Origin of the sequence: Vibrio sp. L5-1 (assembly GCF_021728315.1) — a bacterium.
GTDB lineage: Bacteria > Pseudomonadota > Gammaproteobacteria > Enterobacterales > Vibrionaceae > Vibrio > Vibrio splendidus_K.
Genome location: NZ_JAKKCQ010000008.1, coordinates 72,437 through 94,004 on the forward strand (window position 1 = coordinate 72,437; position 21,568 = coordinate 94,004).

The 21,568-nt window shown below is 44.0% G+C and carries 21 protein-coding genes; 13 read left to right on the forward strand and 8 right to left on the reverse strand.

Features of this window, described 5'->3' with window-relative positions:
- Positions 1–78: 78 nt before the first annotated feature.
- The 5 genes from yccS to L3V35_RS21510 all read left to right on the forward strand — a co-directional run bounded on the left by yccS (position 79) and on the right by L3V35_RS21510 (position 5,639).
- On the forward strand, positions 79–2,262 hold the full coding sequence (yccS, locus tag L3V35_RS21490) for a YccS family putative transporter (RefSeq protein WP_004730255.1): 2,184 nt from the start codon (positions 79–81) through the stop codon (positions 2,260–2,262).
- A gap of 332 nt (positions 2,263–2,594) precedes the next feature.
- A complete protein-coding gene (locus L3V35_RS21495; protein ID WP_004730253.1) occupies positions 2,595–2,780 on the forward strand; it encodes a hypothetical protein in 186 nt (61 codons plus the stop codon).
- Positions 2,781–2,901: 121 nt separating this feature from the next.
- A complete protein-coding gene (locus L3V35_RS21500) occupies positions 2,902–3,222 on the forward strand; it encodes a hypothetical protein (RefSeq protein WP_004730251.1) in 321 nt (106 codons plus the stop codon).
- Positions 3,223–3,392: 170 nt separating this feature from the next.
- Positions 3,393–4,652 carry a hydroxymethylglutaryl-CoA reductase gene (locus tag L3V35_RS21505; RefSeq protein WP_237300620.1) on the forward strand — a complete coding sequence of 420 codons (1,260 nt, stop codon included), beginning with the start codon at positions 3,393–3,395 and terminating at the stop codon, positions 4,650–4,652.
- Positions 4,653–4,727: 75 nt separating this feature from the next.
- A complete protein-coding gene (locus L3V35_RS21510) occupies positions 4,728–5,639 on the forward strand; it encodes a LysR family transcriptional regulator (protein ID WP_065205943.1) in 912 nt (303 codons plus the stop codon).
- Positions 5,640–5,697: 58 nt separating this feature from the next.
- Here L3V35_RS21510 and L3V35_RS21515 read toward each other — a convergent pair whose 3' ends face one another.
- From L3V35_RS21515 to L3V35_RS21525, 3 genes are all read right to left on the reverse strand, one after another.
- A complete protein-coding gene (locus L3V35_RS21515) occupies positions 5,698–6,612 on the reverse strand; it encodes a YjjW family glycine radical enzyme activase (RefSeq protein WP_237300621.1) in 915 nt (304 codons plus the stop codon).
- Between the two features lie 43 nt (positions 6,613–6,655).
- Positions 6,656–8,212 carry a YjjI family glycine radical enzyme gene (locus tag L3V35_RS21520; RefSeq protein WP_237300622.1) on the reverse strand — a complete coding sequence of 519 codons (1,557 nt, stop codon included), beginning with the start codon at positions 8,210–8,212 and terminating at the stop codon, positions 6,656–6,658.
- A 336-nt stretch (positions 8,213–8,548) separates the two neighbouring features.
- Positions 8,549–9,148 (reverse strand): methyltransferase, encoded by a 600-nt coding sequence (locus L3V35_RS21525; RefSeq protein ID WP_065205939.1) that lies wholly within the window; start codon positions 9,146–9,148, stop codon positions 8,549–8,551.
- A 161-nt stretch (positions 9,149–9,309) separates the two neighbouring features.
- On the opposite strand from L3V35_RS21525, the gene L3V35_RS21530 reads away from it, so the two are divergent.
- Complete coding sequence (locus tag L3V35_RS21530) at positions 9,310–10,188, forward strand: LysR family transcriptional regulator (RefSeq protein ID WP_004730238.1); 879 nt, start codon at positions 9,310–9,312, stop codon at positions 10,186–10,188.
- Positions 10,189–10,249: 61 nt separating this feature from the next.
- Here L3V35_RS21530 and L3V35_RS21535 read toward each other — a convergent pair whose 3' ends face one another.
- Positions 10,250–10,600: a hypothetical protein gene (locus L3V35_RS21535; protein ID WP_065205938.1), complete on the reverse strand. Its 351-nt coding sequence runs from the start codon at positions 10,598–10,600 to the stop codon at positions 10,250–10,252.
- Between the two features lie 303 nt (positions 10,601–10,903).
- Here L3V35_RS21535 and L3V35_RS21540 point away from each other — a divergent pair, with 303 nt between their 5' ends.
- Complete coding sequence (locus L3V35_RS21540; protein ID WP_237300623.1) at positions 10,904–11,800, forward strand: cation diffusion facilitator family transporter; 897 nt, start codon at positions 10,904–10,906, stop codon at positions 11,798–11,800.
- Between the two features lie 50 nt (positions 11,801–11,850).
- Here the strand turns inward: L3V35_RS21540 and yddG are convergent, their stop codons facing one another.
- Complete coding sequence (gene yddG / locus L3V35_RS21545; RefSeq protein ID WP_019825760.1) at positions 11,851–12,780, reverse strand: aromatic amino acid DMT transporter YddG; 930 nt, start codon at positions 12,778–12,780, stop codon at positions 11,851–11,853.
- A gap of 166 nt (positions 12,781–12,946) precedes the next feature.
- Positions 12,947–13,621, reverse strand: a complete 675-nt coding sequence (yjjG, locus tag L3V35_RS21550; protein WP_102449787.1) for a pyrimidine 5'-nucleotidase — start codon at positions 13,619–13,621, stop codon at positions 12,947–12,949.
- Between the two features lie 225 nt (positions 13,622–13,846).
- Here yjjG and L3V35_RS21555 point away from each other — a divergent pair, with 225 nt between their 5' ends.
- From L3V35_RS21555 to L3V35_RS21565, 3 genes are all read left to right on the forward strand, one after another.
- Positions 13,847–13,999 (forward strand): hypothetical protein, encoded by a 153-nt coding sequence (locus L3V35_RS21555; RefSeq protein WP_162838725.1) that lies wholly within the window; start codon positions 13,847–13,849, stop codon positions 13,997–13,999.
- A gap of 260 nt (positions 14,000–14,259) precedes the next feature.
- Positions 14,260–15,408, forward strand: a complete 1,149-nt coding sequence (gene yiaY, locus L3V35_RS21560) for an L-threonine dehydrogenase (protein ID WP_004730228.1) — start codon at positions 14,260–14,262, stop codon at positions 15,406–15,408.
- Positions 15,409–15,603: 195 nt separating this feature from the next.
- Positions 15,604–16,527, forward strand: coding sequence for a hypothetical protein (locus tag L3V35_RS21565; protein WP_237300624.1), 924 nt, complete (start codon positions 15,604–15,606; stop codon positions 16,525–16,527).
- 162 nt (positions 16,528–16,689) lie between these two features.
- On the opposite strand, the gene L3V35_RS21570 is transcribed toward L3V35_RS21565, so the two are convergent.
- Positions 16,690–17,124, reverse strand: a complete 435-nt coding sequence (locus L3V35_RS21570; protein WP_004730224.1) for a YccF domain-containing protein — start codon at positions 17,122–17,124, stop codon at positions 16,690–16,692.
- A 247-nt stretch (positions 17,125–17,371) separates the two neighbouring features.
- Here L3V35_RS21570 and L3V35_RS25490 point away from each other — a divergent pair, with 247 nt between their 5' ends.
- Positions 17,372–17,497 carry a hypothetical protein gene (locus L3V35_RS25490; protein ID WP_017060906.1) on the forward strand — a complete coding sequence of 42 codons (126 nt, stop codon included), beginning with the start codon at positions 17,372–17,374 and terminating at the stop codon, positions 17,495–17,497.
- 142 nt (positions 17,498–17,639) lie between these two features.
- Here the strand turns inward: L3V35_RS25490 and L3V35_RS21575 are convergent, their stop codons facing one another.
- Entirely contained in the window at positions 17,640–18,716 is a 1,077-nt protein-coding gene (locus tag L3V35_RS21575; protein ID WP_237300658.1) for a beta-eliminating lyase-related protein, read from the reverse strand.
- A gap of 303 nt (positions 18,717–19,019) precedes the next feature.
- Between L3V35_RS21575 and L3V35_RS21580 the strand changes: the two genes are divergently transcribed.
- On the forward strand, positions 19,020–19,634 hold the full coding sequence (locus tag L3V35_RS21580; protein ID WP_237300625.1) for an NAD(P)H-dependent oxidoreductase: 615 nt from the start codon (positions 19,020–19,022) through the stop codon (positions 19,632–19,634).
- A 3-nt stretch (positions 19,635–19,637) separates the two neighbouring features.
- Positions 19,638–21,563, forward strand: a complete 1,926-nt coding sequence (locus L3V35_RS21585) for a monovalent cation:proton antiporter-2 (CPA2) family protein (RefSeq protein ID WP_237300626.1) — start codon at positions 19,638–19,640, stop codon at positions 21,561–21,563.
- Positions 21,564–21,568 lie beyond the last annotated feature (5 nt).

A 21,568-nucleotide genomic window follows, 5' to 3' on the forward strand; every position in this document is an offset into this window, starting at 1 on the left:
GGCAATTATGGATAAGTATCAAATTCTTGTGCTTGATTTCTGTTAGGATTATGGTTTTAGTGTGTCAAGTGAGCGACTGTGGACTTCTCAGCCAAATTGCGCCTCTATTGGGCGAATAAAACCATAAATTACAGCGTACTAATTCTCATCACTCTACTCGGTGTTGTGGTTCCTGCTTGGTATTATGGACAAAACACACTCATCACACCTTTGATCTTAGGTGTTATTGCTGCGGCTCTTGCTGAAAGTGACGACAGCTTTACCGGGCGTTTGAAAGCACTCACGCTAACCTTTATCTGTTTCGCTGTGGCCGCTTTCTCTATTGAGATCCTGTTCGATACACCGTGGCTGTTCGCGATAGGGCTTTTCGTTTCAACCTTCTCTTTTATTATACTCGGTGCAATAGGCCCTAAATACGCCAGTATCGCGTTTGGTTCGCTGCTTGTTGCTATCTATACCATGCTCGGCGCCCATGAGAGCACCAACCTTTGGTTTCAACCGCTTCTACTTTTAACCGGCGCCGCTTGGTACTACTTCATGTCGATGATTTGGCAGATTGTCTGGCCGATGCAGCCCGTACAGCAAAACCTAGCCACGGTGTTCGACCAAATCGGCAATTACATCGGATCAAAAGCGGAACTCTTCTACCCTGTATCTGACCTTATTCCTCAGCCACATCGCATTATTGAAGCTAAGTTAAACGCCAGTACCGTTAATGCACTCAACATGTGTAAAGCAACACTGCTTAACCGGTCTAAGCGCGGACACATTGATGGTCCGAGTGACCGATTCCTAAATACCTATTTCATCGCACAAGACATTCATGAGCGCGTGAGCTCTACCCACTACCGCTATCAAGAGCTGGCAAAGCACTTTGAACGCTCTGATGTGTTGTTTCGATTCAAGTATCTACTCGAAGCCCAAGCCACAGCCTGTAAAGAAGTGGCGAGCTCATTGAAAGTCGGAGCTGAATACCAGCATGGCGATAAATCTGTATTAGCACTTGATGAGTTAATGTCTTCGCTTAACCATCTTAACCAACAGAACAAGCCCGAGTGGAAATCACTGCTCAACCAATTGGATTACTTATTCAATAACCTCGCTACCGTCGAAAAGCAGCTCTCGAATATCAGTAACCCGGATGCGGAAAAGTTGGAAGAAGATGTATTGGACGATACCAACCCTCATACTTTGACGGCAATGTGGCACAAGATCAAAGCCAACCTGAATACCGACTCGATGCTGTTTCGTCATGCGATTCGTATGGCAATCACATTGACGCTCGGCTACGGGATCATTCAAGGTTTTGACATAGAGCGTGGCTATTGGATCTTGCTGACGACACTGTTTGTATGCCAGCCAAACTACAGTGCAACCCGTCAAAAGCTGACGGCTCGTGTCATTGGCACCGTCGCAGGCTTGTTGATTGGCGTACCACTACTGACCTTCTTCCCGTCTCAAGAGAGCCAGTTAGTTTTCATTGTGATCAGTGGCGTGATGTTCTTTGCATTCAGAATCAATAACTACGGGTTCGCGACCGGCTTTATCACGCTGCTTGTACTCTTCTGCTTTAACCAATTAGGGGAAGGCTACGCGGTGGTATTGCCAAGACTAGCGGATACCTTTATCGGTTGTGCCCTCGCCGTACTTGCTGTCATTTACGTGTTGCCTGATTGGCAATCAAAGCGATTGCACAAAGTCATGGCAGATGCGCTCGATTCCAATAAGAACTATCTCGCTCAGATCATTGGCCAGTATCGTGTAGGTAAAAAAGACACCCTTAATTACCGTATTGCGCGCCGCAGTGCACACAATAACGATGCCAACCTGACTGCGGCCATCAGTAGCATGTTGGTTGAACCAGGTAAGTATCGTACCTCTGAAGATGAGAGTTTCCGATTCCTAACCCTTAATCATGCTCTACTCAGTTATATCTCTGCTCTAGGTGCTCACAGAACGCGTATCGATGATGAAGCAACACATAAACTAGTATTAGATGCACACAGAGTAATACATGAACATCTCGACGCTCTAAATGATCAACTCTACTCCCACCAAGAACAGTGTGAAGTGAAAAACGCTTACGACCCTGAACTGGATAAACGTCTGAGTGAGTGGCGAGAAGAAGACGAGAGTTCTGTCAGAATGGTTCTACAACAGCTGCATTTGATCTATCGAATGCTTCCAGAATTGCATACCTTAGCGACCAAGTTTGCGGTTAAGGTAAAGATAGATAAGCCGTTTGAAACAGAAGCTTCTTGAACAACAAACAAAATACTGTAAAAACAAAAAGATACCGCCAATCGTTCACCTTTTGATCATTGAGTGTGTTTATACATTGCTCTATCCATACCCCAAACTGGGTAGAGCAATTGCTTACCTACCCTTTCATTACAAGGGATGCGGGGATTTTTACATTGTAGGAATTCTCTGACTTTGATTGACCCAACCATAACTTTGCCTAACATTTCTCGGACAAAAAACGACCACAGAAATTTATAGTTGTCTTAGTTTTAGGAAACTTCAAACTTCATTTAATATTCACTTAATCTTGTTTGATTTCCTGAATCAGTAGGCTATGCTCTATAGAGCATATGGATTTGAACAAAGGTCACATTATGAATACACAGCAATTTGAAGTATTTAAGCAGCAAATACAGCTTCTTAGCCCACAGCAATTGAAAGCACTTCAAGGTGAAATCGACGGCAACCTTGAGACGGACCAGCCTTCTCTGCTTACTGATGAAGAGTTAAACGCACTAAATGACCTGTTTAATTAATAGACAGACGTCACTATTTTAGCTTAAGTTCACCGTTTCACCGTAAATTTCACCTGTTAACCATTGCGCTCAAAATATCGTCCGCCTAGACTCATTCAATACGTCAATAAAAGGTTCTGCTATGTCGATATCTGGTATTCAATCTGGTTACGCCATTATTCAGCAGTCAACCAACATGGCTGAAGAAGCCGCAATTGAGCTCAACCAAGCCTCCAAACACTCTCTAGAGTCCGATGACGCTTTCCAAACTAGCGATTTCAGCTTTAACCAAATAGAACCTGAACAATCCATTTCGTTTAAAGAGAAAGAACCGGAACCATCTTCATCCTCAACTGATGCACTTATAAAACTGACTCAAAGCGCAAGTTATAACCGCGTTGGTGCGAGTGTGATTGATCGTCAAAACGAAGCCATCGGCAGCCTTCTCGATATCCATATCTAGTTCAATCTCATAGTGAGCATTTTTTGACGAAGTTGTCTTGCTTAGGCGAACAAATTGCTGCTAAACCCATACAAACTGTAACTCATTATATCAGGCGCTTGTTTCTGGCTTATTACTCGGTAGAATCAGCGCAAACCAATTTGCTGCACAAACTTTACTTCATACTATTTATGCCAAAACTAAATCTGCATCGCCGTGACTATGTTTCTATTTTAGGAGGCGACATCTCCGCAGACGCATTAGAAAAAAAGCTTCAGCCTCATTTTGAAAAGCCAGTAAATAAGCTGACACCTAGCCCCTATCTGACAGAAAAAAATCTAGCACGTCGCTGGACAGCTCTCGACAATTTAGATTCTCAACAAGAGCTCCTCGACCCTCATACACAAAGTCAGGTCCAAGCTTATGAGAAAAACATTGAGCACTTTATCGGCACAGTTAAAGTCCCTGTGGGAATATCTGGCCCTTTAAGAGTCAATGGCCTATTTGCTACGGGCGATTACCTCGTCCCACTCGCAACTACAGAAGCAGCGCTTGTTGCGTCTTACAATCGTGGTTCTAAGTTGATTACGGCATGTGGTGGCGCAAGTGCTATGTTGCTCAATGAAGGTGTAACACGTACTCCTGGTTTCGCATTCCAAGGATTAGTTGAAGCCGGACAGTTTGTGGCTTGGGCTGTGACCCAATATGACCAATTTAAAACCTTGGCTGAATCAACAACATCACATGGCAAGCTTACCGACATCAATATCAACATCGAAGGTAACCATGTTTATTTGGTGTTTGAATTTCTAACTGGTGATGCTTCTGGTCAAAACATGGTGACCATCGCCACCAATGCAGTCTTTGAGTACATCATAGAAAATACGCCGGTTAAGCCCGATCATGCTTTCTTAGATGGTAACTTGTCAGGCGATAAAAAAGCCAATACTCAAACCTTGCGCAGCGTTCGTGGTAAAAAGGTCACAGCCGAGGTTAATATCTCTGCCGAGCTTGTCGCTAAGCACCTCCACACCACACCAGAGAAAATGGTGCAGTTCGGACAAATGACCACAGTCGGTGGTGCTTTGAGCGGCACGATTGGTATTAATGCTCACTATGCAAATGCACTTGCTGCGCTCTACATTGCTTGCGGACAAGACGCAGCCTGTGTTGCTGAATCTGCGATTGGTATGACTCGTATGGAACTCAATAAAGAAGGCGGTTTGTACGCGAGCGTCACACTGCCTAACTTAATGCTAGGGACTGTTGGCGGTGGTACCAGCTTGCCAAGTCAAAAAGCATGTTTGGACTTGCTTGGGCTTCATGGCAACGGTAAATCACAAGCACTCGCTGAAGTTTGTGCTGCACTGTGTTTGGCGGGTGAACTATCGATTGTCGGTGCATTTTGTGCTGGCCACTTTTCACGAGCGCACCATAAACTAGCTCGTTAATAACCTTTGTCAGATTGGCTTGTTGTTTTGTGTGTTGCACCAAATATCAAGCCATTCTCAATGTATGAGTCATAAATGGATTACTTACACTTATCTAGAGTCAGCCTTAAGCACCTCACTGCGCTTCATATTATGCTGAATACCCACAGCGTTACTCAAACCTCAGAGCAACTCTGTGTAAGCCCTTCGAGTGTGAGCAAAACCTTGTCTCAACTACGTGACATACTTAATGACGAACTGTTCTATCGAGATGGCACCAAGCTGATCCCGACGCCATTTGCCTTGCAGGTAGCTCCGACTGTTCACGCGATTCTTTCAAGCATGAACGGACTGCTTCATCAGAAGAGCTTTACCCCTCAAGAATACCAAGGCAGCTTTTCACTTTCGATGCGCGAAAGTACCTTTGAAGTATTCGCGTCAAAGCTCAGCAAAATTACCACTGAACTCGCACCAAAAGCCAAACTCAACATCTATTCAAAGCAACAGCTGGGTTTTGATGCTTTGCTTAGCGGTAAGATCAACTTGATCTTATTGCCCCATGATATTTCCCAGCCACCGACCGATAATAAGGAGTTGGTTTGGGAAACGATTCTTCCAGACGAAATGGTTTGTTTGATGGGCGCAGACCACCCTCTTGCTCAGCAAGAACTGACGATTGAAGGCTACTTAGATTACAAGCACATTGGGATTTTAGATAACGAACTGTCTCAGCCTTACTTTGAGCAAAACTTAGTTCAATGTCATAAGCCAAGAGATATGGCAATATCGGTAGCGGACTTCGGTGCAGCGGCTGTACTGTGTCACCACACGCCTTTCCTATTCACCAGCTCTAAACAGTGGGCTGAACATGCTAAGCAAGCTCAGGGCTTAGTGAGCAAACCCTTGCCTTTTGATTACGGCAAAGTGGCGTATAGCTTGGTGTGGAACAAGCCCAACATGAATGATCAAGCGATCAAATGGTTGTGTGACCTATTTTTAGAGGCTTGATATTTTTAGAGACTTTACGTTCTTAGAAACCTGATTGACCGCAGAAGAAACTTAGAGGTTAAGTATAAACCTCTGGGGTTTGCATTGGCCTTTTAACGATCGTGTAGAGCTTATCGTGAAAGCTCTGCATCTGTTGTTCGGTACATTTAGGCCAATCTAACGCTTCACCAATCACACCATGATGTTGAAACGCATTCAGTCGAATTCGAACATCATTTGGTAGCGTCTTCAAGTAACGCCCCACTTGTTCAATTTCATCTTCAAGATCGCTTTTATTCGGAATATGCAGCAACCTAACTTCATGCAGCTTTCCTTTGCCTGCAAGATAATTGATGGTTTCAAACACTCGATGGTTTCCTCTGCCCACCAGCCATTGGTGCGTTTCAGATTGCCATGATTTTAGGTCAATCATCGCGCCATCAAGGTAAGGCAACACCTTGTCCCAGCCTTGCTGTGACAACGAACCGTTACTATCAATAAAGCACGTAAGGTGCGCTAGCTGCGGATCACTTTCAATAGCTTGAAATAGCTCAATGATAAACGGCAACTGCATGGTCGCCTCGCCACCTGAAATAGTGATTCCGCTTAAGAAAAATTGGTTATGCCTGACGAGTTCAAGCACCTCTGAGACCGTCATCGTGGTAATTTTCGGGCTCGACTTATGATCGCAGACATCAATGCACTGATCGCAGTTGGTGCAAACTTCTGGCTCCCACTTAACTTTGCCATCAATCATGCTTAAAGCATTGCTTGGACAGCCACTAACGCAGTCTCCACAATGGTTACAGTGATTGATTGTATGAGGGTTATGGCAAGTAATGCAGTCAAAATTGCAGCCCTGAAGAAACAGCACCAAGCGGTTTCCCGGGCCGTCAACACAAGAAAAGGTCAGCACACGGCTGACCTTCGCTTGTTTTTCTGTCTTATTATTTTTAACCCTAGCCATTTGAGTTGTTAGATCAGAAACTTTCATAATTCACATTGTTCGTATTCGAAACGCCTCACGCACGTTAGAGCTATTCGTATGTCGGCGACATCTCTAAGCTCGCTACACGTGGTTTACGCTCTAATATGCCCGTGTTCTTCGCAGCTTCAGCACCTAAGAAGGTGGTATTAGTACGTGAGCCTTGCTCATCGTATTTCGCAATATCAGACAGTTTGACCATGTAACCCGTCACACGAACCAAATCGTTTGATGCAACGTTAGCCGTGAACTCACGGTAACCCGCCTGAATCGCGCCTTTACACAGGTTAAACATCGCTTCAGGATTTGATTTCACTGTTTCGTCGATGGTTAGAATGTCACTGATACCCGAGGTGTAGAACTTATGGTGACCCGCGGTAGCACGAACGTAAGAGACTGGATCCGGTTCGGTGCCATAAGGAATACGGACACCAGGAGTCACATCTTCATCTAAACTAATACCGCCTTGAGCATGCAGCAGAGCTTTACCTTCCAGCCCATATTTCACTTCAGAGCTTTCGACGATCTCAGCCAGCTTTTCAGAAATGCAATGACCAAGCTGATTCGCCTGTTCATCGTGACCATAGCGCCCTGCTTGGCCCTCTTTCTCCAGCAAGATGTTGACGGCTTCCGCCATGCCATAAATACCAAACATTGGCGCAAAGCGGTCTTCTTCGATAAGGCCTTCTTTGGTCAGGAAGCCGTCAAAAAAGTTAGACTCTTCATGCAAGAAGCGGCTACGTGCGTTCATCAGTTCGATCATGATGTTGCTGTAGTTAGGCAACACTTGCTGCAAGAAATCTACGCTGTCCTCAGATTTTAGAGCCACTTGCTTAAGGTTCATACGCACCAAGGTGTTTGAACCACCCGCTAAAGGCAAAGAGTTATAGCAGCTCACAATACCAAAACGCTTGTCGCCGTAAGCCTCGGCATGCGCTGGATAGTTTGCGATATGTGGTTTACTGCACTCGCAGATATTGCTTGCCGCATGACGAAGTAGATCATCAGGTGTCACAGCAGGGTCATACATAAAGGTTAGGTTTGGTGCGATCTGCTTCAGTTCAGCATCTACGCGCAAAATCGTACGACACACAATGTTGTCGGTCGGGCCGATATTCACATGCATAAAGGCATCTGGCAGTGTGCGGTCCAACATAATCCAGAACAGCTTAAGCTTTTGATATACCTGCTCGTCAGTTAAATCACCAACAAATGGCATCAACACATCATCCAATTGACCTAAGTAAACCGGAATCGACGTCACTGAAGGAACGTGATGGTAGATAATGGTTAGCATGTTCAATGCTTCATCGAAATTGGTTGCCGCGCTAAGCTCTAAATACTCTGAGCCTTGATGTAAGTATTTAGAATAGTCGGGAAGTACATAGCGCGGCTTAAATGGGGCGTGCCCTTCAAACATGTCACATAGCACACCTTGTTGTAAGGCTTGCTCTACTTCATTGCTAACCGGCATATACGGTAGGCTGGCTTCAGCTTCTAAGGCAAGATAGCTCGACTTCTGTTTTGGTGACAGGTGAGCATCTGAAATGATATTGCTAAAGCGCTGTTGTTGCTCTGAAAGTTGTGGAGAAGCAGATTGGTGGCTCATGATGAAACCCTTAATATTATTATGGGCTTATTTTATATCTCACTGTTACATTTCCACTAATGAAATGTATGCAAGACTATATTTCCAAAATGGAAATGAGTGATTTGTTAATTGCCTGAAATTTGCTTATCCATGAACGAAATGGGAAGAAAGAAGCCAGTGTTGGCGTTGGTAGTGATAGTGATAGTGAAGATCTTGAAAGCACTCACTGGCTCGCCTGTTTGAAATACAAACGACTAAAAATAGAAAACCCACATAACTGACCTTAAGATCGTTGATGTGGGTTTCGTTATTTTAGATGAGCATTACCGAGGCTAGCTCTAGGCATACACACGATTACAGATAAGGAAGCACTTGTTTACGTCCAACACCCATCAATACCTTTAACTCTCCTTGTGGAGTGTTGATCGAGAACGGCGTTGACACTTCAACCACTGCAAAGCCAGCTGCACTCAATACATTCTCTGAGCGCTGTTGGCTTACACCGTAGTCTTCGCTGTCGTTCTCTAAGTACCAATCCCAGTGTACAAACGTGCCGTCGTTTTCAAGCAGCGTGTAAATCAGACTGACTGTGTCTTGTAGGTTCGGGATAAAACCACACACCGAAGAAGCTACCACTAGGTCAAACTGGTTTCTGAATGCTGGATGCTGCGCTGCAAGCCCGCGCGATAAAAGATCAACAACAGGTTCAACGTTGGGTAACTCTTTCTTATCTAACTCTTCAATCATCCCTTCAGAGATATCAAGTGCGATGATCTCTTTTGCTAAAGGAGATATTTTCTGGCTGAGTAGTCCTGTACCACAACCAAAATCAAGGACACGGGTTCCGTTTAAATCAACGAGCGGTGTTAACTGGTCAAATACGGACTGTGCGAATACTGCGGTCGCGGGATCTTTATCCCAATCAACGGCGTACTCGTCCCATTGTTTCGCCATCATGGCCTCCATCTTTACTTCTTGTAGGTTCGGAACTTCCCCAGAATAAACCAAATTAGTCAATTCGTCATAGAGTTATCATGCAAAGATGGACTATTTCTAAGATAGTCAGCACAATATTCAGATAATATGCACCGACCCCCGCTCAATATGGAAATGAAATGAACCTTTCTCAAGTCCAAGCCTTTTGTTCCGTTGCTGATTTAGGATCAGTGTCTGAAGCTGCACGCCAGCTAGAATGCAATCGAACCAAACTCAGCATGTCGATTAAAGCCTTGGAAAAAGAGTTAGATGTCGAGCTGTTCGTGCGCAGCGGAAACCACGTTGAACTTTCTGAAGCGGGCAAAGCCATTTACAAAGATTGCGAAGGCTTGTTGGTGACAGCAGCGCGTATTAAACAGACCTGCTTGCATGTTTCAGGTGAATTTAACGCGGAAATTTGGATTGCACGAGATGACTCCCTACCCGATGGAATGTGGCAGGATTTATCTCACGCCTTAAATAACAAGTACCCTTCTACCTCATTCAACTTCGTTCTCGCGTCGAGCGGCGACTTAGCTAACTTGGTTGAAACTCAGCAAGTCGACTTCGCATTTGGCGTCGATTACGAACGTGTCGATGACCCAAGAATTATCTACAATCCACTTGGTAAGATTCGAATGATGTCTGTGTGTAAGAAAGGACATGATCTAAGTGCGATGCGACGAGTGTCGGATGAAGTATTGAGAAATTCGATGCAAGCGACCATGGTTTATCTCAATGAGAAGGATAATCCTGAGCTTGAGCCCTTCTCTCGCCGTTATATTGGTTTCTCTAGCTTTGACTTCATGTTGGATACAATTTTGCGTGAAGAGGCGTGGGGCGTAATGCCAGAACCATTGATTCGCCATTTATTGCGTGAACAAGAGCTAGCAGTGATCAAACACACGTACGGCTTAACACAAGAAGACTATTGTATGTTTACCGCCGCTGGGATGGCTGAACACCCAGGTATGAATTGGTTAGCGGATCAGATCAGCGATTACTTGTTTGATTTTTAAAGTGTCAGATAATGTTCTATCTCGACACTTTAAATCATCTAACAGATAGAGAGCCCTCTCTTTAAAAGACCATCACGTGATCAACTAAATAGCGTCCGTCTTCTTCAACCAACACCATTTCAGCCACAAACTCGCCTTTCGCAATGGTATACGCTTGCTTCCACACAAAGGCGATAGAGTCTGAGCGTCTAAATAGTGCGACCTGCTTTCGTTCAGCAAAAAAGCCATTGCTGTGTTGATAATGGTGACATACCTTTTCTAAATATTCCGGCGTAACAATGTCTTTCATCCTTTGGGTAAAGTCTCGACAGTGCTGAGCATGATCAACCTTAGTTGAACCGTCCATCAAGTTATCCATGATCGGGTTAGCAATCACCCACAGTTCGTTATCATTGATATCGTCAAACTTCATATTGATCCATTCCTTGTCCATTCCAATCCGTGCAGTCTCAGTCTCAGCAGAGTCTAGGAAATCAATGAGACCCTAGCGACTAATGTGTTTTATTAATCATAAACGATCCTATTTCAGTTGCACACCATCCCCAAGAAACACTCAACGTCAATTTTACTGACACCTCAATTTATCAATAAGTAATTGAATAATAACAACTTGAATATAAAATGGGTTGCCGACATATAAACATCATCAGATAAAGTTTGTAAAGTTAGCTCAATATTAGAACAATGAAGTTATCAAAAACATCTGGAAAATTTTATGTGTGACAGGAAAAGCCAAAACGAAAATCGAGTACTATTGTTCTCAGCCCTTTTAGCATCAGGCTTCGCAGTTGGCGGATTGGTGTTGGGTCTTCTCGTTGGCTCTCTGGTCATAGTATTTGACGGTGTTTATTCTCTTATCAGCTTACTGCTAACTTTATTGTCACTAGCTGCATCGAAATACATTAACCGTCCTTCAGATACCGAGTTCCCGTTTGGTCGAGCTATCATTGAACCAATTGTGATTGCGATTAAAGCAATTGTGATTCTGCTAGTGGTTAGCTATTCACTTTACTCTGCGATTGGTGCGTTGATGACGGGTGGTCGTGAAGTCGATGCTTCTATCGCAACTCTGTTTGGTATTTTCAACGTATTGGGTTGTGGTTACGCTTGGTGGTACATCGCCAATAAGAGCAAACGTATTTCTTCAGGTTTGATTCAAGCTGAGTCTAAACAGTGGCAGATGGATACACTTTTGAGTGTGGCAGTTACGGCAGGTTTCGTTGTTGCTTGGTTGGTGGCTTACTCTCCGTTTGCTGAATACGCAGTATATGCCGACCCAATGATGATGTTACTGATGTCTTTCTACTTCATCAAAGTGCCGTTCGACATGTTACGTGAAGCAATGCGCGAACTGCTGATGATGTCGGCAAACAAAGATATTTGTGACGCGGTAGATAAGAACGTTGTCGCGGTAGACAAAGAAGCGGATCAAGATTTGGAGCTGATGGGTGTGACTAAGGTTGGCCCAGAACTAAGAATTAACGTTGATATTCATACCAACGACCAAGACGCGATTGCGGTCGATGATATTGAACGAACGCGCCGCCAGCTTAAGCGACGCCTATCTAAGATGCCTTATGAGCTTCAATTGAATCTCAATGTTGCGAGTTAAGTTTTCCATAGCAAGCGAGGACACACCTCACCTGAGTACATAAACTCAAATTAAGAGTGAGATTGAACCTTTTTAGAAGCCGACGCCTTTACCGTCGGCTTTTCTCTTGTTACCCACCAGCAAGCGAGTGAACCAACGGTTACCATACAAACGCCCTGCCAAAATGTCATGGTCAACGACAAGCCTAAAATCAACGAAGAGAGTACGGTTGCGAAGATTGGAGTAAAGTACGACATGGTCGCAAGAAATACCATATTCCCCCCCAGAATCGCCGTGTTCCAAAGCGCATAGCCTGCGCCCATACAAGCGCCAGCTAACGCTAAGTCAATCGCCGCACTCGTTGTCATCACCATGCCTGTTTCATCACTCAACGCGTATTTAATCCACAGAGTGATCGCCGTAGCGATAAAGAAAAGCACAATCGCATTCTGTCCTTTAGCAACGCGCTGTGTGTAGTTGCAGTAAACAGCCCAAATAATCGCACCAAAAAACGCCATAGAATAGGTTTTAGGATTAGTCGCAATGTTGGCAGCAATTTGATCAACAGATAGACCTTGATCACCACTGATGCTCCAAGCCACACCGAAGAATGCCAAAAAGATACTTGGATAAACCAACCAGTTAATCTTTTTGTCACTCAGCAGCACAGCAAACAACACCGTCAGTGCCGGCCATAGATAGTTGATTACTGCCATCTCTATGGCTTGATGTCGGCTGTTCGCCATTCCCAAAGCCAGAGCCAGGAAAATCTCATAACAAACGAACAAGGCGCCGCCAATCAGCAAGTAAGATTTAGAAAATCGTGACAGTTTTGGTAAACCCATAACACAGACCAACAAAAGCGCACTTACCGTATAAAGACTGGCTGCACCACCAATTGGACCTAGCTGTTCTGAGACACTACGAGACAGAGCAATCAAACAGCTCCATAATAAAATGGCGATAATACCGTAGCAGCTATAACGATGAGATTTCAGCACGCCTTTTCCTTCTCTTTATTGTAATTGGTTAATCAAAATGAGCTTAAAGCAAAGATAAGCTTAAACACCACTATCGATAAGTTGCAGTAAGTAAAAATAAGTAGCCGAGCACATAACTGTACTCGGCTATCAATCATTCACTCAAAAATCTAAAAGCAGTTAGCAGTTATGCCAACAAAAGTGCTTGCAGGTCAGCCAGAGACTTAACCTGATAATGAGGGTTAATTCCTGCTGGCGTCGCTTTCTCTTGGCTGTTCAACCAACAGGTCTCAATACCAAAATCCAAGCCACCTAAAATATCAGAGTGTGGGTTATCCCCGACCATCAATATTCTTTGTTTCGATGGCAATCCAATCAGCTTATGTGCATGTTCAAAAATTTCCGCGTCTGGTTTAGCAACACCGACTTCCTCAGAAATGATCACATGGTCAAAGTAGTCCGTCATTCCGGTACGCTCTAAACGGATAGACTGAAGCTCTGTAAAACCGTTAGTAATGATGCCCATATTCACTTTGCCTTTTAAAGACTCCATCAACTCTTGTGCACCCGGTAACAAAGAACAGATATCCGCCATTGCCGTTAAAAATGCACTGTTTAAAGCAGCGGTTGTTGTTTCAAGTTTTTCAGCCCAGCTTTCGAAGCGCGTATGTTTCAGTTGATCTGCAGTAATGCGGCCATCTTGGTAATCGACCCAAAGTGGTAAGTTAACCTTTTGATAAGCCGAATAATCTTGCTCGCTGAAATCCACACCAAAGCGAGAAAACATAAGCTTCATTCCTTGATAAGCATCAAAATGGAACAAAGTTTCATCTGCATCAAAGAATATCCAATCGTACTTCATTTTATGTCCTATTATTCGCGCTGTTGAGCAGTGCATGCACTGTTTTTGTCGTTGTTTTTATCGTTGCCTCAAAGGGCGGAGCATCACTTTACCCTCAATTTTGTGAGCCTGTATATAAATCTAATAATTTATAGAAAACAAGTCACAAGTCATGATGTATCGCAAATTTTGCCACATATTAAACCAATACCATACAAGAAATACACTTAGGTACCGGGAGGTACTATGAAGCACTTTTTACCGTCGTCTGTCATGCTCACCCCTTTTCTTGTCAAATACTATGACGAGGAGCCAGAAGACACGCTTGATTCTGAAGAGTCACAAGAGCCTCAAATTGAATGCGGTGACAACTCAGATAAAAAGTCGACACAAGCCTAACTAGAGCAGCTTTCAATGAAAAACCTTACTTTTCATTGTTATAGAACACCACTCTGCTCTTGGTTGAGTCAATTTATCACTATCCATTACTGACAAAGAACACAACCAAAAACCATGAAAACGATTGCTATATGAGCCCTATCACAACGACTAGCCACAAAGTGGTAGTTCGGAATCAAAGTTGTTCCAGATCAATGGTCAACCACTTGAATGCCGACAACATGTAGGAAATTAAAAATCATAATTAACGGAGTTTTCCAATGTCTACTGCATTTTACATCCCTACAATCAACTTCATGGGTACTGGCTGTTTGAAAGATGCTGCTGATAGCATTCAGTCTCAAGGATTCAAAAAAGGTCTGATCGTTACGGATAAGATCCTGAATCAAATTGGCGTAGTTAAGCAGGTACAAGATCTTCTTAGCCAGCGTGGCGTAGACGCAGTTATATTCGACGGTACTCAACCAAACCCAACCATCACTAACGTGAACGATGGCCTTGAATTGCTGACTGACAACAATTGTGATTTTGTTGTTTCTCTAGGTGGCGGTTCTCCACATGACTGTGCAAAAGGTATCGCTCTGGTTGCTTCTAACGGCGGCAAGATTGCTGATTACGAAGGCGTAGACCAGTCTGAAAAGCCAATGATGCCACTGATTGCTATTAACACTACGGCTGGCACTGCATCTGAAATGACACGCTTTTGCATCATTACTGATGAAGCTCGCCACATCAAGATGGCTATTGTTGATAAGCACACAACACCACTAATCTCAGTAAACGATCCTGAGTTGATGCTTGCTAAACCTGCATCACTAACGGCTGCAACAGGCATGGATGCGTTGACGCACGCAATCGAAGCTTACGTTTCTATCGCAGCAACGCCAATTACAGACGCTGTAGCAATTAAAGCAATCGAGCTTGTGCAAGCACACCTAAGAACCGCGGTAGCGCACGGCGAAGACATTGAAGCTCGTGAGCAAATGGCTTACGCGCAGTTCATGGCGGGTATGGCTTTCAACAACGCTTCACTGGGCTATGTTCACGCAATGGCTCACCAACTAGGCGGTTTCTACGACCTTCCTCACGGTGTATGTAACGCTATCTTGCTTCCACACGTTCAACGCTACAACGCACAAGTTTGCCCTGAGCGTCTACGTGATGTGGCAAAAGCAATGGGTGTAAATGTTGAAGGCATGACTGCAGAACAAGGCGCAGAAGCAGCAATCAACGCGATTGTTCAACTTGCAAACGACGTGAACATCCCAACAGGTATCGCTCAACTTGGTGCGAAGCTAGAAGATATCCCAACTCTGTCTGACAACGCACTAAAAGATGCTTGTGGTTTCACTAACCCTAAACAAGCAACACACGAAGAGATCTCAGCAATCTTCGAAGCGGCAATGTAATCTAGATACAAGTCACTTCTTATAGCTAACACAAACGGGCTCACCTTCTGAGCCCGCTTTCTTATTTCTGTACGATGCCTTTCAAATCTTTTCCTTTTCCACTAGCCACTAATCACTAATCACGAAAAAGTCGCATTGTTGCAATCGCTTAGTTATAGTTAAACTATTGATATATAGAATGACAAACAGGTTCCATTGAGTCGTAAGATAGCTAGCACCTCATTATTAGCATCACTTCTTGCATACTCCGCTCAAGCAGAGGAGCAAAATGAGTGCCACAGTCAGCCGTTAGAAGACGTCCCTGTCGAAAAAGCTTACCATTTCCTAAACAGTAAATTTTGCCAACCTGCTCTGTGGTTTGACAGCTTTTTTGTTGATGACCGCATTACCGAAGATGCCAGAGCTGGCACGTCCGTCCGTTGGTATAATGATTTTATTTACTCGGAAGGTGGCGAGGTCGACTACTCAACAAAACTCAAGGCGCGCCTGCATCTTCCCTTTGTGAGTAAACGCCTAAAGTTGATCTACGAGTCTGTCAGCGATGAAGAGTTCTTGGATTTTTTTCCGAATGATTCAGATGAATTGGAAAGTGCGTTAGGCCTGCGCTACGACGCCTATGCCAAGGGATATAGCAGCTTCAATATTAAGGCAACATTACGACCACGCATTGAAGCTCGCTATCGTTTTACCTACCCTCTCACAACCGATGTGGTATTCAGACTTACCCAGCGGGTATATCAAGAAAAACAAGAAACTGGCGAGATCACTGACGTCGATTTTGATCTTTCTTTAAGTGATGATTTCTTGGCTCGATGGTCAAGCTTTGCAGGGTACAACGACGATCTCAAAGGTTGGAACTATGGTACGGGATTAACCTTGTATCACTACCTTGCCCAAGACCAAGCACTTCAATATAGCGCTACAATTAATGCAACGGATGAGCCTCATAATCATTACGAATACGCTCAGGTTTCGGTTACTTACCGACAAAACGTATGGAAAGAGTGGCTGTTCTACGAACTCATTCCTCGTTATCAATGGGAACGAGAACCCCATGAGAAACATACCGAAGAAGCCAACATCACCCTTCGGCTTGAAGTCCTGTTCAATAATGTGTAGCTCTATAATGTTTAGTTCAACAACGTATAGTTCAACAGTCTCTAGCTCAACAACGCCTAGTTAGTGTTTGAGATATAAGCATCGAGAGATAAGAACAGAGGCACAAAAAAAGCACATCATACGATGTGCTTTTTCAGTTCGATCAAGGCTTAAACTGTAATCTTAACCTTTGTAATTTCTTACTCGCGCCGCTTCTGCTTCACGTTTATCGACAACTGTCTTACCGATTGGCGCTAGCGAGATAACCGCGAGCTTAAGATGTTGAATCGCGAACGGAATACCAATGATGGTAATGAAACACGCCACAGCTGACATGATGTGACCGATTGCTAGCCAGATACCCGCAAATAAGAACCAAATCACGTTACCAATCACGCCTAGCGGGCTCGTACCTATGTCCATTTCATTGGTCAGCTCATCACGAGATATGGCTTCCTGACCAAATGGGAAGAATGAAAAGTTACCCATAACAAAACACGCTCTACCCCATGGAATACCAACGATGGTAAGGAATGCGAGTAGTCCGAAGAACCACCAAGCTAGTCCCATAAATACGCCACCGAACAGAAACCAAATGATGTTTCCTATTGTTTTCATTCTGTATTCTCCAAATCTTGTAATACTGTTTATTTCATATGCCGAGTAAGGCAATACTTGTTCTAATAGGTTCATTATTGTTGAACCTTTATGAACCGTTTATGAATCACTTACATTTTATGTGATTGATACACGCCACGAAACGCCAAATCCACATAGGGCTCATCGATTTTATTTGATACCATGCTCTTAGATTTTTAGTACCACAAAGCTAAACAGCTACAACAACTAATTGAAGGCCGAATTTATGAACAACACTGAGCAACCTAAAAAGAAAATGAAAAACTGGGTGCCAATCGTCTTCTTCGGACTTCTCAGCACAGTCCCAGTGTTCATGTTCTTAGTCGACGTGTACATCAACCAGTATATGTAACAGAGCCGGACATCCTAGCTGTATAAATGGATATAAGAACCCTTTCCTGTATCCATTTCAGTTCCAATTAGATCAGTTCTTCTTCAGTCAGCTCTTCTGTAATCAATTCAACTCTTCTGCGATCAAATCAACTCTTCGTTAATTAAATCAGCTCTTCGTTAATTAAATCTAGAATGTCGATCAGCTCATGATCTGGCAAGTTTAATAAGTTATCACCCACATACCATTCAATCTTACATTGGGTTGGCAGTTCGCTGATCGCTGGGTTTCCTATCCAAACCTTGTGCTTCTTAGCTATATTGTCGCGCAGGATAATACCATCCTCAAAACTCACCGGTAAATAGAGGTGAAGCATGTTTACTTGGGGTTGCTGCGGGTTCACTTTGAACTGCGGGTAATCTTGTAAGATTTGATAGATTTGCTTGGTACGCTCATACAATGCTGGCATCAACTCGATCCGTTGATCAAACTGCATTGCTGCCGAAACCACGTAAGGCGTGCGATGATAAATATTTCCGCCCTGACGCTTCATCCACGCTGAAGCTTTTGCTACGAAAGCCTTGTCACCTAATAAGAGTGACCCACCAAGACCATTTAACCCTTTATAGAGCGAAACATAAGCCGTATCGAACCCCTTAGCAATCTCGCTATATGGCTTTTGATAATACGCGCCGCACTCCCACAAACGAGCACCATCCATATGCAGGTGAATCGATTGTTCTTTGCAGTACTGCTTTATAGCTTCAAGCTCTTCCCATTCAGGTAATTGCCCACCAATCTCTCGCATCGGTAGTTCATACAATGCCGCGGCAATCTCATCAGGCCAAGCCTTTAAGTCGTCGACATTCCAAGTGCGAAATACATTACCAACCGGAAGTACATTGAAACGGTTCTGGAGCTGATACCCTTGACGTTCATGGCGCATAATATGACTCGATTCATGCATCGCCACTACTGGGTTTCTCTTCTCTTGGCACGCAATTTCTAATGCTGTTGGTTGATTCATGGTGCCGGTAATCACAAATACAGCCGCTTCATAACCTAGCAGTTCCGCGACTTTGTTTTCGAAGCTCTCGATAAACTCACCATCGCCATAGCTATCATGGCTCACATTGTGTGTCTCACACCATTCAGCCATCTGAGCGAATGTTTGTGCTGGAGTCGGTTCTAGGTGGCCGGAAAGCAACAAATCACATTGTTGACGCAAGTCCATGCTCATAGTTTTTCCTTTATTCATTGTTGTTCTATGTAGGGTGATTGAATTATTTACGTTACACGCCAACGGTGACATAAAGTGCACCTATTCGCTTTTATTATTAGCGAATAATTAGTTTTACTTAGTCATCGGCGGCTTGTGCCGGAAATACTCAAATTGACGGATGTTTTATATAATTAAGTCCCTAAAAACACACGCATCTAAATAGATAAGTATGGGCTAATTCGTTGTTGTTCAACCATTCTTCTATTATTGTATATCTATAATTCCAATAAATATTATTCGTTAATGGACAAAGAGGGCTATATGTCGAAAAATCGAGTCTTGGTGCTATTCGCCCACCCTTCTCAGCATCGCTCTGAAGCTAATAAACCCTTATTTGAGCAAGACAAACGCATTAACGGGGTTACCTGTGTCGACCTCTATGCTGAGTACCCAACCTTCAAGATCAATATCGACCGTGAACAGAAACGCCTGTTGGACCATGACATCATCATTTTTCAGTTCCCACTATATTGGTACTCAACACCTGCGATTCTTAAAGAATGGCAAGACCTTGTTCTCGAATATGGTTTTGCCTACGGTACCGACGGTAATGAACTGCAAGGTAAAAGCTTGTTATGCAGTATCACCGCTGGCGGTAAAAAAGATGCTTATCAGACTGACGGTTATAACCACTTCACCATACGTGAACTGCTTCACCCAATCGAACAAACAGCATCTTTGTGCGGTATGAACTACTTGGCTCCATTGGCTTTATTTGGTTCACGTACTGCGTTGGAAGAAGGCCGAATTCAAGATCACGTAAATAGCTATAAAGTGCTTTTAGAAGCTTTTGTTACGGGCGAAGTCGACCTTAAAAAAGTAAGTAAGGCTGAAAAGCTAAACCACTACGTTGATGAACTGATGAGCAGAGGTTAGATCATGACAGGATATTTTCTACAAGCATTTATCTATTTGCTCGCGGCAGTCATCGCGGTCCCTATCGCCAAGAGGCTTGGCCTCGGTTCTGTGCTTGGCTACCTGATTGCAGGCGTTGTGATTGGGCCAATTATTGGATTAGTTGGCGAAGAGACCACGACCATTCAACACTTTGCCGAATTCGGTGTGGTTATGATGCTGTTCTTGGTCGGGCTTGAACTTGAACCTAAGATGCTTTGGGCAATGAGAAACCGACTTATGGGTCTTGGGGGTCTGCAAGTTGGCGGCACTACCGCGATTGTTATGGGTATTGCTCTGTTCTTTGGGCAGCCGTGGACGATCGCACTCACCATCGGTTTGATCTTCGCACTGTCATCAACCGCGATTGTTCTACAAACATTCAATGAAAAAGGGTTGTCCAAAACCGAAGGGGGCAAGAACGCTTTCTCTGTTCTACTTTTCCAAGATATTGCCGTCATCCCTATGTTGGCGTTCATTCCTCTATTAGCGTTGCCAGAATTAATTGAAGCAGCACAAAGCGCAGTCGCTTCCGCTTCTGATCACCATGAAGAGTTAAGTCTCGTTGCTGGCCTACCCGGTTGGGCTTATGGCCTTGTGATCACGGCATCTATTGCTATTGTTGTTGTCGGCGGACACTTCTTGAGTCGTCCACTGTTCCGCTTTGTTGCAAGCTCAGGCCTGCGTGAAATCTTCACTGCAACCGCACTAATGTTGGTGATTGGTATTGCTGCACTAATGAGCCTAGTCGGCCTATCACCGGCTTTGGGTACCTTCCTGGCGGGTGTGGTATTGGCGAACAGTGAATTCCGCCACGAACTTGAGTCTAATATCGACCCGTTTAAAGGGCTTCTACTTGGCTTGTTCTTTATTACCGTAGGTGCAGGCATCAACTTTGATGTTCTATTCAACGACTTTGGTTTGATCATTGGCCTAACCCTTGGCGTTATGCTACTCAAAGCTTTGGTGCTATTCACACTGGCGTTAATCTTCAAAATCAAAAACAGTGACCGTTGGCTGTTTACATTGAGCTTAGCGCAAGCCGGTGAATTCGGTTTTGTACTACTGAGCTTCTCAGCCCAAAACCATGTACTGCCCTCAGATATTGTTCAAACACTATCGTTGGTTGTCGCCCTTTCGATGTTCTTAACTCCTGGCTTGTTCATACTGTTTGATAAAGTAATTCTGCCTCGTTACGAGCAAAAATCTAACGACCGTGAAGAAGATACTATCGAAGAGAAAGGTACGGTCATCATTACTGGTATTGGCCGATTCGGTCAGATCGTTAACCGTTTATTGGTATCGAATGATGTCAATACTGTGGTTTTGGATCACCAAGCCAACCAAGTAGATTTATTACGCTCCATCAATATTAAATCTTACTTTGGTGATGCGACTCGTCATGACTTATTGCATACCGCAGGAATCGAAGAAGCCGCAATGCTTGTTGTCGCGATAGACAACCAGGACTCAAGCGTTGAACTGGTGAAGTACGTTAAACACACCTACCCTAAAGTGAAAATCTTAGCGCGAGCATTCGACCGTGGTCACAGCTATCGCCTAAGAGAAGCCGGTGCAGATTTTGTAGAATCAGAAACGTACCACTCGGCGCTTGAAATGGGCGCAGAAGCCTTGCGTTCTTTGGGTCATCACCCATTCTTTGTTGAACAACAAAAATCGACGTATCAACGTGTTGAAAGTCGTAAGTCTGAAAAGCTCTACCAAGCTTGGTCTGAGGCAGAAGAGAACCCGCGCTACGACAACAACTACCGACAAATCTTCATTCACCTTGAAGAAGCAATGAAAGAAGATATGAAAAAAGACCGTTCAGACAAGCACTCTCGATCTGAGCGAGGTTGGACACCGCCACCGAAAGGCTATGCAGATGGCTTTGAGGAAGAAGAGTCCTAAGCACA

What these genes read in the sequence shown, in the direction of transcription:
- L3V35_RS21495 (WP_004730253.1), top strand. Translation starts at nt 2,595, where the DNA reads ATGGATTTGAACAAAGGTCACATTATGAATACACAGCAATTTGAAGTA.
- L3V35_RS21500 (WP_004730251.1), top strand. Translation starts at nt 2,902, where the DNA reads ATGTCGATATCTGGTATTCAATCTGGTTACGCCATTATTCAGCAGTCA.
- L3V35_RS21505 (WP_237300620.1), top strand. Translation starts at nt 3,393, where the DNA reads ATGCCAAAACTAAATCTGCATCGCCGTGACTATGTTTCTATTTTAGGA.
- L3V35_RS21510 (WP_065205943.1), top strand. Translation starts at nt 4,728, where the DNA reads ATGGATTACTTACACTTATCTAGAGTCAGCCTTAAGCACCTCACTGCG.
- L3V35_RS21515 (WP_237300621.1), bottom strand. Translation starts at nt 6,612, where the DNA reads ATGAAAGTTTCTGATCTAACAACTCAAATGGCTAGGGTTAAAAATAAT.
- L3V35_RS21520 (WP_237300622.1), bottom strand. Translation starts at nt 8,212, where the DNA reads ATGAGCCACCAATCTGCTTCTCCACAACTTTCAGAGCAACAACAGCGC.
- L3V35_RS21525 (WP_065205939.1), bottom strand. Translation starts at nt 9,148, where the DNA reads ATGGCGAAACAATGGGACGAGTACGCCGTTGATTGGGATAAAGATCCC.
- L3V35_RS21530 (WP_004730238.1), top strand. Translation starts at nt 9,310, where the DNA reads ATGAACCTTTCTCAAGTCCAAGCCTTTTGTTCCGTTGCTGATTTAGGA.
- L3V35_RS21535 (WP_065205938.1), bottom strand. Translation starts at nt 10,600, where the DNA reads ATGAAGTTTGACGATATCAATGATAACGAACTGTGGGTGATTGCTAAC.
- L3V35_RS21540 (WP_237300623.1), top strand. Translation starts at nt 10,904, where the DNA reads ATGTGTGACAGGAAAAGCCAAAACGAAAATCGAGTACTATTGTTCTCA.
- yjjG (WP_102449787.1), bottom strand. Translation starts at nt 13,621, where the DNA reads ATGAAGTACGATTGGATATTCTTTGATGCAGATGAAACTTTGTTCCAT.
- L3V35_RS21555 (WP_162838725.1), top strand. Translation starts at nt 13,847, where the DNA reads ATGAAGCACTTTTTACCGTCGTCTGTCATGCTCACCCCTTTTCTTGTC.
- yiaY (WP_004730228.1), top strand. Translation starts at nt 14,260, where the DNA reads ATGTCTACTGCATTTTACATCCCTACAATCAACTTCATGGGTACTGGC.
- L3V35_RS21570 (WP_004730224.1), bottom strand. Translation starts at nt 17,124, where the DNA reads ATGAAAACAATAGGAAACATCATTTGGTTTCTGTTCGGTGGCGTATTT.
- L3V35_RS25490 (WP_017060906.1), top strand. Translation starts at nt 17,372, where the DNA reads ATGAACAACACTGAGCAACCTAAAAAGAAAATGAAAAACTGGGTGCCA.
- L3V35_RS21575 (WP_237300658.1), bottom strand. Translation starts at nt 18,716, where the DNA reads ATGAGCATGGACTTGCGTCAACAATGTGATTTGTTGCTTTCCGGCCAC.
- L3V35_RS21580 (WP_237300625.1), top strand. Translation starts at nt 19,020, where the DNA reads ATGTCGAAAAATCGAGTCTTGGTGCTATTCGCCCACCCTTCTCAGCAT.
- L3V35_RS21585 (WP_237300626.1), top strand. Translation starts at nt 19,638, where the DNA reads ATGACAGGATATTTTCTACAAGCATTTATCTATTTGCTCGCGGCAGTC.